Here is an 11,868-nt window from a genome sequence, read left to right as displayed (position 1 = left end):
TGACAGCTGCCTGAAGCCGCGTCGAGAAAGTCGGCGCGGCTTCTCGCGAACCGATTGACAAACAAATTTTGTACGTACAAACTGATTTTGCCATGAGAGACGTCCTGTACCTGGAGCAGATCGAGCAGGCCGAAGCCCTGCTCAAGCCGCAGCGCGTCGAGGTGCTGCGGCAACTGGCCGAACCGCGCACCTGCACCGAGGTCGCGGCCCGACTCGACCAGACGCCACAGCGCGTCTACTACCACGTCAAGCAGCTCGTCGCGGCCGGCCTGGCCGAGCTGGTAAACGAGCGCAAGGTCCGCGGGATCACCGAGGGCATCTACCAGGCGGCCGCCCGGTCGTACTGGCTGTCCCCCCGGCTGGTCGGCCGGATCGGGCTGCGCAAGGCCCGCGACGAGCTGAGCCTTGGCTACCTGCTCGACCTGATGGAGGAGGTCCAGGCCGACATCGCCGCCCTCGACCGGGCCGCGCCCGAGCTGCCCTCGATCGGGGTCTCCGGCGAGATCCGGGTGCCCGCCGAGCAGCGCCCCCAGTTCCTGCACGACCTGCAAACCGCACTTCAGGACCTGTTCACCCGCTACGGCGGCAGCGAAGGCGACGCCTTCAAGCTGGCCGTCGCCTGCTATCCGAAAGGGAACGACAATGACTGAACTGATGAAGCTGCAGGCCCGCCTGTCCGCGCCCGTCGGACGCGTCCGCGCGGCCCTGACCGACCCGGCCGAGCTGCGGATCTGGCTGGCCGAACACGCCGAGGTCGAGCTGCCCCAACGGTACGAGTTCTGGGGTCGCTACACGCCCGAGGGCGACGCCCCGCACCAGCGACTGCTGCACGCCGACGACGACACGCTGCGCTTCGGCTGGCTGCTCGACGGGGTGGAGACCACCACCGAGTTCCAGTTGACCGCCGACGGCCCGGACAGCACCGTGCTGAACCTGACCCAGAGCCACTTCGACTTCGCCGAGGCGATGAGCGGCTCCAGCATCCGGGGTGTGCTCCAGACGTTCTGGTCGCTGGCCATCGCCAACCTGGCCGCCCACCTGGAGGGCGCGCCGCTGCTGCCCCGCACCGACTTCACCTCCGCCGACCTGCGCGGTGAGCTGGTCATCGCCGCCCCCGCCGACAAGGTGTGGGAGTCGCTCACCGACTCCGAGCAGGCCAGCGCCTGGTTCGGCTACCCGATCGGCATCGAACCCTGGGTCGGCGGCCGGTACGCCATGGGCGGCTTCGAGAACGGGTACGCCGCGAAGGTCGTCGACCTGGAGCCGGGCCGCCGGATGTCCGTCGACTGGGGCCCCACCGGCGTCACGAGCTGGGAGCTGGCCGAGTCCGGTGGCCGGACCACCCTGACCTTCGTCCAGAGCGGCTTCGACGAGACCAACCCCCCGTACGCGGCCTGGAGCGGGTCGGTCGCCGGGCTGGCCGAGCTGCGCCGCTTCCACGAGGTGCCGGCCTGGCAGCCGATCTGGCTCCCCGCCGAGGTGCCCGGCCTGGAGCCCGCCAGCTGATCCACCCCGCCCTGCTGGTCTCGCCTTGATCGTGCTCGCCCTACCGTCTCGCCTTGATCGTGCTCGATCACGGATGTAGTGGTCCCGTTCGCCCCGGAGGCCACTACATCCAGGATCGAGCACGATCTTGTGCATGCAGGCCGACGACTGGCCTGATCCATCGGGCGGATCCGGTGACTTTTCGCTGTGCAGTGGGTAATGGCGGGCGATGTTCTTCATCTTCGGTCTGCGTACCAAGGTCGACCGGTCCGGTGTCGTGCAGCAGGTCTGCCGGCACTGCGGCAACCACGCCGCGCAGGTGATCACCCGCCGTTCGACGAAATTCTCCCTCTTCTTCATTCCTCTCATCCCGATCCGCACCAGGTACGCGCAGCAGTGCACGTTCTGCGGGGCGCAGTACGAGATCTCCAAGTCCGACGCCGAACGCCTCCCGGTCGGCTGAGCGTCGATGGAGCGCTTCCTCTGCTGGCTGATCCGTCGGCCGCCGCCGTCCTCCGCCCCGCCGGTGCACACCGCCGTACGCCCGCCCTGCACGCCCGGCCGGCGCAGGCGTCGTCGTGCCCGCCGCCCCCTGGCCGGCACCAGCCTGCCCCGCTCGCCGTGGAACCGCTCCGCCGGCCGCTGACACATCCGTCGCGCATCCACGCCCACCGGGCCGGGCCGCTCCATTGTGGCCGGATCGGCTCGATGTGCGCGGCCGTCCGGACCTGGCGGGCACCCGGGGCGCTGGCTAGGCTTTCGGGGTTTGCCGTGGACAGGTCCGCCGAGGGTGCACGCACGACGAAGAGCCGGAGCGACCGTGTCGCGACAGGACGTGAAGCAGGCGGCGGGCCAGCCCGCCGCTGCCGAACCGACCGCTCTGGCGGGGGCGTCGGCCGTCGGTCATCCGGCAGGCGTAGCTCGGCCCGGCGGCGAGGTGGCGGGCCGCGTGGTGACCACCGGCGTCGCGCCGGCCCGGCTGAGCCGCGCCGGGCTGGTCGCCGCGGGTTCGGTCGTTCTCCTGGAGGCGTTCTGGCTCGTCGCCGCGCTGCCCGGCGCCGCGCTGGTCAGCGACCTGGGCGGGATGCTGGTCGCCGCTTGGGCGACCGTCGCGTGCGCCCGGGTGGCCCGTCGCCATCCGGCCCCGCTGCGCCGGTTCTGGATGCTGCTCGCCGTCACCATGGCGCTCGCCGCGTGCGGCCGGGCGATCTGGACGGCGCAGCGACTCGTCGGCGGCGACCTGCCGCACACCCCGCTGGTCGGGGCGGTCTTCACCGTCGGCATCCTCACCGGCACCGCCGCGCTGCTCAGCTCCCCCTCCGCGCCACGGACCGGGGTCGGGCGGGCCCGGACGCTGCTGGACGGGGTGATCGTCGCGCTGGCCCTGGTGCCGGTCGGCTGGGTGCTGGTGTTCCGGGGGGTGGCCGCCGCCGAGCTGGCGGACCCGGCGCGCACGTTGGGGCTGCTGTACCCGATGTTCGACCTGATGCAGCTCACCATCCTCGTGGCGGTCTCCGGCCCGGTCCGGCCGATGTGGCGTCCCATGAGCGTGCTCGCGGCGAGCCTCACCCTGCGTGTCGTCGCCGACGTCGTCTACGTGTCGCTTGTCGCCCGCGCCGACTACACCGCCGGGCATCCGATCGACCTGTGCTGGCCGTTGAGCTACCTGCTGATCGGACTGGCCACCCGGTACCCGCCGCCGCCGGACTGCGACGGCACCGACGAGACCGCCGAGTCGCCGCTTCCGCCCTGGTGGCGGGTCGCGCTGCCGTACCTGCCGGTGGGCGGGGCGATCATCGCGGTGCTGCTGGCCCGGCGGCCCACCGGGCAGACCCCACAACTGATCTTCGTGTCGATGATGGTGCTGCTCGCCGCCCTCGCCGTACGACAGGGGTTGGCCGCGAACGAGAACCTGCGTCTGGTGGCCCGGCTGCGCCGGCTCGCGTACGGGGATCAGCTCACCGGGCTGCCCAACCGCCTGCTGTTCAACCGGTTGCTGCGGCTGGCCCTGCGCGACCGACGGCCGGTGGCCGTGCTGCTGCTCGACCTGGACGGCTTCAAGCAGGTGAACGACCGTTTCGGGCACGCCACAGGCGACACGCTGCTGACCGGGCTGGCGGCCCGGATGCGTGCCGCCGTGGACGACGACGGCACCATCGCCCGGCTGGGCGGGGACGAGTTCGCGGTGCTGGTGGACCGCGACCGGGGTGTGTCGCCGGAGCGGCTCGCCGAACGACTGTTGGACGCCCTGCGCCCCTCCGACGGCGACGACGACGTCGGCGTGCACCCGTCGGCGAGCATCGGCATCGCCGAGTACGGCCCGCAGCACACGTCCCACACCGACCTGCTGCGGGACGCCGACATCGCCATGTACGCGGCGAAGGCGGCAGGCAAGTCGGCGTACCGGACGTGCACGCCAGGGCTGCGCGAGTCGGCCGTCTCCCGCGCCGAGCTGATCGCCGACCTGCGTCGGGCGGTGGACGAGGAGCAGTTGCACCTGGAGTTCCAGCCCATCGTCGACCTGGGCACCGGCGCGGTCCGCAGCGCGGAGGCGCTGGTGCGCTGGCGGCATCCGCGGCTCGGGATGCTGCCGCCGGCGAGGTTCCTGCCGCTGGCCGAGGAGACCGGGCTGATCCTGCCGATCGACAGGTGGGTGATCCATGAGGCGTGTCGGGCGGCGGCGACGTGGCGGGTACGGGCGCCGGAGGCCACCGTGGCGGTGAACATCGCCGCCGCGCACCTGCGCCGGCCGGACCTGATCGCCACCGTCACCGCGGCCACGGCGGGCGCCGGGCTGGCGCCGCGCGCGTTGACCCTGGAGTTGACCGAGTCGGCGCTGATCGAGGGCACCGACGCGGTGCTGGAGCGGCTGCACCAGCTCCGGGAGTTGGGCATCGCCATCGCCATCGACGACTTCGGCACCGGCTACTCGTCGCTGAGCTACCTGCACCGCATCCCGGCCACCGAGTTGAAGATCGACCGTTCGTTCGTGGCCCGGCTGGGGTCGGACGACCGGGCGTACGCCACGGTGGAGATGGTCACCCGGCTGGCCGGCGCGTTCGACCTGGTGGTGGTCGCCGAGGGGGTGGAGACCGAACGCCAGCACGAGGCGGTCACCGCGATCGGCTGCCCGCGCGGTCAGGGCTATCTGTACGGGCGGCCGGACGGCGCCGCGACGGTGGGTCAGAATCGGGCTTGACCCTCACGCAGCGGCAGGCGGGAGCCTGGTTCCCGGAAGGGAGGGGAACCATGGCGTACACGGTGGGCCAGGTGGCGAGGGTGGCCGGCGTCACGGTGCGGACGTTGCACCACTACGACGAGATCGGGTTGCTCTCGCCCAGCGGGCGGACCTCGGCCGGTTACCGCCGCTACGACGACGCGGACCTGCAACGGCTGCAACTCGTCCTGTACTACCGGGAGCTGGGTTTCCCGCTTGAGGAGATCACCGCGATCATCGACGACCCGGCGGCCGATCCGGCCGCGCACCTGCGCCGACAGCACGAACTGCTGACGGTACGGCTCAAGCGGTTGCAGGAGATGGTCACGGCGATCGAGTTCGCGATGGAGGCGAGCAAGATGAACATCCAACTCACGCCGGAGGAGCGGTTCGAGGTCTTCGGCGACTTCAGCCCGGAGGCGCACGAGGCCGAGGCGGAGCAGCGGTGGGGTGACACCGACGCGTACCGGGAGTCGAACCGCCGGGCCTCCCGCTACGGCAAGGAAGACTGGCTGCGGATCAAGGCGGAGAACGACGACTGGGGTCGGCGGATCGTCGCGCTGATGGCCTCGGGCGTGCCGGCGGACAGCCCGGAGGCGATGGAGTCGGCCGAGGAGCACCGGCAGATCATCAGCCGCTGGTTCTACGAGTGCTCGTACGAGATGCACACCGGCCTGGCGGACATGTACCTGGCCGACGAGCGGTTCACCGCGCACTACGAGAGCATCGCCCCCGGCCTGGCGGCGTACCTGAACGAGGCGATCCACGCCAACGCGATCAGCCGCGCGTGACGCGGTGCGGTCCGGCTAGTCTGGCCGGACCGCACCCGCCTCCGGGGAGATGACCGTGCAGAAACCGAAGCTGATCGCCGCCGGTGCTGTCCTCGCCGTGGCGGTCGCCGCCGGGGTGTGGGCCCTGGTCGCCGCGAGCGACGAGCCGGACGCGCCTCGCCCGACGGCGTCGGTGGACGCGACCGACCCGGTCGGTGTGCTGAGGGCCGCCGCCGCCAAGGCCGACGAGCAGCCGTACAAGCTGACCGTGGGCACCGGCGGGGCGGACGGCGACGCCACTGTGGTGCTCTGGGACCCGAAGGCGAAGCGTGGTCTGGAGACCACCTCGCTGAAGGTGCCCACCGGCGTGGTGAAGATCGAGCGGCTGACCACCGGCCCGGACGTCTACGTGCGGGTCACCGCCCCGGACCGTCGCGTCCCGGTCTGGGACGGCAAGACCTGGTGGCACGTGGGCGCGCCGGGTGCTCCGGCCGCGAAGCAGGGCCTGGACAACACGCGGCTGGCCAGCACCCTGGCCGCGCCGGACGGGGTCCGGCAGACGGGGGTACGGGAGTACGCCGGCACGTTGGACCTGCGCGGCAGCGGCGAGGTGCTGGGCAGCGGCGTCGGCACGGTGCTGGGCGACCGGGCCGGCGCGGTGCCGTTCACCGCGTCCGTCGACGAAGAGGGGCGGCTGGTCCGCTACCGCATCGAGTTGGCCAGCCAGCAGTCGCAGACGGCCCAGCTCGACCTGACGTACTCGGACTTCGGGCTGTCGGTGACTGCCGATCCGCCGGCCGCGGACGTGGTCGGCGAGGACCCGCCAGCGAACATCCCCGGGGCCTGACGGCCTGTCACTCCTTGACGGCGCCCTCGGTGGGGGTGACCAGGAAGTCGTAGACGGTGCGGGCCATCCGGCGGACCGTCTCGTCGCCGGTTGCCATCGGCCCGGCGGTGAGGAACGCGACTGCGGTCTCGGTGCCGGGGATCAGGTAGTAGCCGACGTCGTGGGAGGCGTCGGGCAGGTCGCCGGTCTTGTGGGCGACCGGCACCCCGGGTGGCAGCGCCGCCGGGATCTTGGTGTTCAGGGTCTGCTCCCGCATGAAGCCGATCATCAGGTCGCGGGAGGCGGGGGTGAGGATCTCGCCGTCCCAGACCGCGCCGAGCAGGGACACCACGTCGTCCGGGCTTGTGTAGTTCTCCTCGCCGCGCTGGGCGGCGGCGCTGTCGAGCATCCGGCGGGCCAGGATGGTGGACCGCTGGTTCATCGAGTCGATAAGCGCGTTGACCGGGGCGAACCCGCCCAGGTAGGTGATCAGCACGTTCGCGGCGATGTTGTCGCTGTACTTGATCAGATATCGGGCGAGCCGGTGCAGGGTCACCACCTGCGGGAACGTCTCGAACTGGAGCTGGCCGGTGCCGCCGACCACGTCGGCCGGGGTGACCAGCACGCCCTCGTCGAGCGACACCTGTCCACAGTCGACCCGGCGGAGCAGCTCGACGAGGATCCACAGCTTGATGACGCTGGCGGCCTTGGGACGCAGCGATCCGTTGACCGCGATCTGCTGATCGCCGTACCGGCCGGACAGGTCGCGGACTGTCGCTCCGGCCGGGTTGAGGCTCGCGTCGGCGACGACCCGGGCGAGTTGCCCGCTGAGCGGGAACAGCCGGGCTCCGGCCACCGGGTCGGTGGGCGGCTGCGGGCTGGTGACCACCACGCCGGTCAGCTCCACCGGCTGTGCCTGCGGTCCGGACACGATGAGCGCGCCCTGAGCGCGCCCGACCAGGGGCACCCGGTAGCGGAATCCTCTGCCGTCGACTGTCACCTCGCCGCTGGCCACCCCGGCGGCGACCCGCATGGCCGGATCGGCGACCCGGCCGGTGTCGCCGTCGCAGGCGCGGTAGCGCACGGTGTGCCCGAGCGGGTCAACCGCGAACGCCCCGCCGGGGAACGACAACCACGACACCTCGCTGGTCGGCGGCCGCTCCGGCATCGGGTCGACACCGGGCTCGTCGCCCTGGTCGTCGCCGGGCTCACTTCCGTACCCCGGCTCGGTCTGCTGCGCCGGGTCCGCGCCGGGCCAGCGGCCCGGGCCGTCCGCGGTGGCCGGCCCGGTCGTCGCGACGACCGCGAGCGCGATCGCCGCCGTCAGCAGCTTCAGGAGTACGCCAGAACGTTTGTCGCTTTTCCTCACGTTTGCACGATAAGAAGCGCGAGAGGTCGCTGAGGCCACCGGGAACCCCATCACCCGTCCGGGCGGCGATGTCCCTTTCGGCGATATACCTCAGAGGTATAAATATGACTCTGCGGTATCACGCGCATCAGCAATTCCACGACCCGGGGGAAGCCGATGCTGATCATTGCCGGCAGCCTGCGCGTCGAGCCGGACGCGCGCGACGACTACCTGGCCGAGTGCGACCAGGTCATCGCGCAGGCCCGCGCGACCGACGTCCGTCGCTACCTGATCTCCGGCGTCGAGGCGGCCTGACCCGGTCGCTACAACAGCAGGTCGAGCAGGAGTACGCCCAGGAAACCGACCACGGAGATGATCGTCTCTATCACCGACCAGCTCTTGATGGTCTGCCCGACGGTCAGTCCGAAGTACTCCTTGACCAGCCAGAAGCCGGCGTCGTTGACGTGCGAGAAGAACAGCGAGCCGCAGCCGATCGCCAGTGCCAGCAGAGCAACCGCCGGCCGGTCCATGCTCGCCGCGAGCGGCGCCACGATGCCCGCCGCGGTGATCGTGGCGACGGTCGCCGAGCCGGTGGCGACGCGGATGCCGACGGCGACGAGCCAGCCCAGCAGCAGCGGGGAGAGGCTCGCGTCCTTGGCGGCGTCGGCGACCAGGTTGCCGACCCCGGCGTCCACAAGCACCTGCTTGAAGCCGCCGCCGGCCGCCACGATCAGCAGGATGCCGGCGATCGGCGGCAGGGAACCGCCGATCACGGACGAGACCTGGGACCTGTTGAACCCGGCCTGGTAGCCGAGCGTGAACATCGCCAGGATCACCCCGGCGAGCAGCGCCACGATCGGCGTACCGACGATGTCCAGGGTCCTGCGCCCCGCCGTGCCCTCGTCAAGCGTCAGCTCGCCGATCGCCCGCGCCAGCATCAGCACCACCGGCAGCAGCACGGTGATCACCGCCGGCCAGAACGCCGGGGTGCGGCGGAACGAGGCCGTGCAGCACCGACAGGCCGGCCAGCGCCGGGATGCCGATCTTCATGAGCGGTACGTCGGTGCGCATCGACACGAGCAGCACGATCGGCACCAGCAGCACCACGCCGACCTCGAAGAAGAGCGGCAGTCCGATGAGCGCGGCCACCCCGGCCATCGCCCAGGGCAGCGCCCGGCCGGAGACCCGGTTGACGATCCGGCCGACGATGCCGTCCGCGCCGCCGGACTCGGCGAGCAGGCCACCGATCATCGCGCCGAGGGCGATCAGCAACCCCACGCCGCCGACCGTCGAACCCACCCCGGCGGTGAACGAGGTGATCATCTTGTCGGGCGCGACGCTGGCGACCACGCCGAGCACCGCCGCGCCGAGGATCAGCGACAGGAACGGGTGCACCTTCGCCCAGGCGATCAGCAGCACCACGGCCGCGATACCGAGCAGGGCGGCGATGACGAGTTGGGCGTCACCGGCGGTGGTCACCGGTTCGGCCGGCGCGGCGAGCGTGCTCAACGAAGCGGCGAGGGCGGGGGGTGGGGGCACGGGGATCACGACCTTCGGGACGGGGTCGGCCCGAGGAGGGCCGGCCGAAGGGTCACATCGGGGGTCCAGCTGGGGGCTCGGGTTCCGCGGGCAGGCCGGGTGCCAGCCGGCGCATCGAGGTGAAGGTGGGCACCAGCGCGTCGTACAGCTCGGCGAAGAGCGGCAGCAGCGCCGCGTACGTGGCGGCGGCGGCCGGGTCGGGGTGGACCGTCTCCTCGATCCGGACGAGGTCGGCGGCGACGTCGATGCTGGGGATCAGGCCCAGCGCCTGCATGCCGAGCAGCGCCGCGCCGAAGCTCGACCCGTCGTGCGCGGCCGGGAAGCTCACCGGCAGGCCGAGCACGTCGGAGAGCATCTGCCGCCACAGGCCGCTGCGGGCGAAGCCGCCACCGGCGCGGATCTCGCGGACCTCGTTGCCGGCCGCGCGTACCGAGGTGAGCACCAGCGCGAGCTGCTGGCAGACCCCCTCCAGCGCCGCCCGGATCAGGTGCTCGCGGCGGTGCCCGTGGGTCAACCCGACGTACGCGCCGCGCGGCAGCGCACTCCAGTGCGGTGCCCGCTCGCTGTGCAGGTACGGAAGCATGATGAGCCCACCCGAGCCGGCCGGCGCGCGGGCGGCGAGGGCGACCAGCTCCTCCTCGGAGTGCTCGCCGAGGTCCGGGGCGAGCGCCTCGCCGGCCCACCTGAGCACGATGCCGCCGTTGTTGATGGCGCCGCCGACCGCCCACCGGTCCTCGGTCAGCGCGTAGCAGAACACCCCGCCGAGGGGGTCCACGCTCGGCTGCTCGACCATCACCCGCATCGCCCCGCTGGTGCCGATCGAGCAGGCCACCATGCCGGGGTGCACCGCGCCGAGGCCCAGGTTCGCCAGGGGTCCGTCGCCGGCGCCGACGACCACCGGGGTGCGCTGGGGCAGGCCGGTGACCGCCGCGGCCTGCGCGGTGAGCCCGGGCAGGACGGCCGTGGTGCCGACCAGCTGGGGGAGCTGCTCCTCGGTGATGCCGGCGATGGTGAGCGCCTCGCTGTCCCACTCCAGCCGGTGGATGTCCATGAGGCCGGTGGCCGAGGCGATCGAGTGGTCGACGACAAGCGCCTCGCAGAGCCGCAGCAGCACCCAGTCCTTGATGCCGACCCAGTGCGCGACGCGTTCGAAGAGCTTCGGCTCCTGCTCGGCGAACCACAGCAGCTTGGGCAGCGGCGACATCGGGTGGATCGGGGTGCCGGTACGCCGGTGCAGCGCCAGACCGGACGGCACCGCCCGCAGTCGCTCGGCCTGTCGGGTCGACCGGGAGTCGGCCCAGGTGACCGACGGGGTGAGCGGGTTGCCGTCCGCGTCCAGGCCGATGAGGCTGTGCATGGCGGAGCTGAACGACAGCCCGGCCACCGGCTCGACCAGCTCCGCCACGACCATGCTTATCGACTTGAGCACCGCGTCGAGGATGAGCTGCGGGTCCTGTTCGGCGTACCCGGGCTGCGGGTCGTCCAGCGGGTAGCCGACCGAGTGGCTGCCGAGTTGTCGGCCCTCGGTGTCGTACGCGACGGCCTTGGTGCTGGTGGTGCCGATGTCCACGCCGATGACAACGGCGGGCCGGGTGTCCTGTGGCACGACCTCACCCCCTCGGTACGGCGGTGCGGCGGCGTCGCCACCCGGCTGCGGCTGACGTTACCGAGACGGAGACCGCTCCGCACGGCACGCCGAATCGACGCAGCAGTATCGGCCTATCGTGTTGGTTGCTCCGCCGATTGGATATTTAGTCCGTTTCGGCGTTTCCGGGTGGCGCGCCGGCCCTGTTAACACTGTGACACCCCAGATTGGTGGCCTACGCGGCGAAGGAGTCGGCGTGGCGAAGACTGATTCGACGGGTTCCACCTGGCGGTACCGGTGGGCGCACCGGCAGAACGTGCTGCGGGTCAGCACGTACCGCGGCGCCGAGGCGGCCTGGCGTCGCCGGGACGACGAGCTACGGCGACTACGCTCCCTGGCCGCCGACTTCCGGGGTTCCGCCGCGGCAGGCGAGGGCCTGCCCCTGGAGCTGGCCGCCGACGAGGTGGTGCTGTGGGCGTTGCCCGCCGCGCAGCTGGTCGAGGTGCGGCACACCACGGTGCTGCCCGCGCCGGACCTCACGGTCGCCCCACCGGACGCGCCGCTGCGCCCGCGCCGGCCCGACGGCGTACGCGTCACCGACGCCGGCATGGCGGTCATCACCAGCCGCCGCCTGGTGCTCCTCGGCGGACGCGGTAGGCGTGACTGGGCGTACGGCCGGATGACCGGCCTGGCCCACGACCCGACCGCGCCGGTCACCCTGATCCAGGTGCTCGACCGGCGGCGTACCTCTGGGTTGCTGCTGCCCACCGACGCCGCGCCGGACTTCCGGTTCAAGCTGACGCTGGCGTTCGCCGACGCGATCGAACAGCGCGCCGCGGTGCTCGCCCAACTCGACGAGCTGATCGCCGAGCACGCCCAGCTCAAGCCGTTCCGGCCGGCCGTGGCCACGCCCGCGCAGGCCCGGCTTACCGCTCGGGTGCCCGGTGGGCGGCGGACCGTCGCGGTGGCCGCGGCCGTCGCGTTGCTGGTGCCGGCGGCGCTTATCGAGTCGGACCCGTCCGACCCGACCGGCGGCGCGGAGGTGGCGGTCGCCGCCACCCCGGCGCCCACGCCCAGCCTGGCCCCCGCGCTGATCTG

The 11,868-nt window shown here is 72.0% G+C and carries 11 protein-coding genes and 1 pseudogene; 9 read left to right on the top strand and 3 right to left on the bottom strand.

Annotated features, from left to right (window positions below):
- Positions 1-92 precede the first annotated feature (92 nt).
- The 7 genes from FHG89_RS10765 (at position 93) to FHG89_RS10740 (ending at position 6,319) form a co-directional block, all read left to right on the top strand.
- Positions 93-650, top strand: coding sequence for a winged helix-turn-helix domain-containing protein (locus FHG89_RS10765; RefSeq protein WP_139584231.1), 558 nt, complete (start codon positions 93-95; stop codon positions 648-650).
- Positions 643-1,506: an SRPBCC family protein gene (locus FHG89_RS10760; protein ID WP_139584230.1), complete on the top strand. Its 864-nt coding sequence runs from the start codon at positions 643-645 to the stop codon at positions 1,504-1,506. The genes FHG89_RS10765 and FHG89_RS10760 overlap by 8 nt, the downstream gene beginning before the upstream one ends.
- Before the next feature lie 208 nt (positions 1,507-1,714).
- Positions 1,715-1,948 (top strand): zinc-ribbon domain-containing protein, encoded by a 234-nt coding sequence (locus FHG89_RS10755; protein WP_139584229.1) that lies wholly within the window; start codon positions 1,715-1,717, stop codon positions 1,946-1,948.
- Positions 1,949-1,954: 6 nt separating this feature from the next.
- Positions 1,955-2,131, top strand: coding sequence for a hypothetical protein (locus tag FHG89_RS32885; RefSeq protein ID WP_167517380.1), 177 nt, complete (start codon positions 1,955-1,957; stop codon positions 2,129-2,131).
- Between the two features lie 174 nt (positions 2,132-2,305).
- Positions 2,306-4,684 carry a putative bifunctional diguanylate cyclase/phosphodiesterase gene (locus tag FHG89_RS10750; protein WP_208760924.1) on the top strand — a complete coding sequence of 793 codons (2,379 nt, stop codon included), beginning with the start codon at positions 2,306-2,308 and terminating at the stop codon, positions 4,682-4,684.
- Between the two features lie 50 nt (positions 4,685-4,734).
- Positions 4,735-5,493 carry a MerR family transcriptional regulator gene (locus FHG89_RS10745; protein WP_139584228.1) on the top strand — a complete coding sequence of 253 codons (759 nt, stop codon included), beginning with the start codon at positions 4,735-4,737 and terminating at the stop codon, positions 5,491-5,493.
- Positions 5,494-5,548: 55 nt separating this feature from the next.
- The gene (locus tag FHG89_RS10740) at positions 5,549-6,319 is read left to right on the top strand and encodes a hypothetical protein (RefSeq protein ID WP_139584227.1); all 771 of its coding nucleotides are present in this window, start codon (positions 5,549-5,551) and stop codon (positions 6,317-6,319) included.
- Between the two features lie 7 nt (positions 6,320-6,326).
- On the opposite strand, the gene FHG89_RS10735 is transcribed toward FHG89_RS10740, so the two are convergent.
- A complete protein-coding gene (locus FHG89_RS10735) occupies positions 6,327-7,667 on the bottom strand; it encodes a serine hydrolase (RefSeq protein ID WP_139584226.1) in 1,341 nt (446 codons plus the stop codon).
- 156 nt (positions 7,668-7,823) lie between these two features.
- Between FHG89_RS10735 and FHG89_RS32880 the strand changes: the two genes are divergently transcribed.
- On the top strand, positions 7,824-7,961 hold the full coding sequence (locus FHG89_RS32880; protein ID WP_167517379.1) for a hypothetical protein: 138 nt from the start codon (positions 7,824-7,826) through the stop codon (positions 7,959-7,961).
- A gap of 8 nt (positions 7,962-7,969) precedes the next feature.
- Here the strand turns inward: FHG89_RS32880 and FHG89_RS34295 are convergent.
- Together FHG89_RS34295 and FHG89_RS10725 are read right to left on the bottom strand one after the other, a co-directional pair.
- Positions 7,970-9,155: pseudogene (locus FHG89_RS34295) on the bottom strand (GntP family permease).
- A gap of 82 nt (positions 9,156-9,237) precedes the next feature.
- The gene (locus FHG89_RS10725; RefSeq protein WP_139584225.1) at positions 9,238-10,791 is read right to left on the bottom strand and encodes a gluconokinase; all 1,554 of its coding nucleotides are present in this window, start codon (positions 10,789-10,791) and stop codon (positions 9,238-9,240) included.
- A gap of 235 nt (positions 10,792-11,026) precedes the next feature.
- Between FHG89_RS10725 and FHG89_RS10720 the strand changes: the two genes are divergently transcribed.
- A partial coding sequence (locus tag FHG89_RS10720) for a hypothetical protein (RefSeq protein WP_139584224.1) occupies positions 11,027-11,868 on the top strand: 842 nt, incomplete at its 3' end.

Origin of the sequence: Micromonospora orduensis (assembly GCF_006228125.1) — a bacterium.
Taxonomy (GTDB): Bacteria; Actinomycetota; Actinomycetes; order Mycobacteriales; family Micromonosporaceae; genus Micromonospora; species Micromonospora orduensis.
The sequence above is the reverse complement of the archived record's forward strand: the minus strand, read 5'-3'. Positions and strand labels throughout refer to the sequence as shown.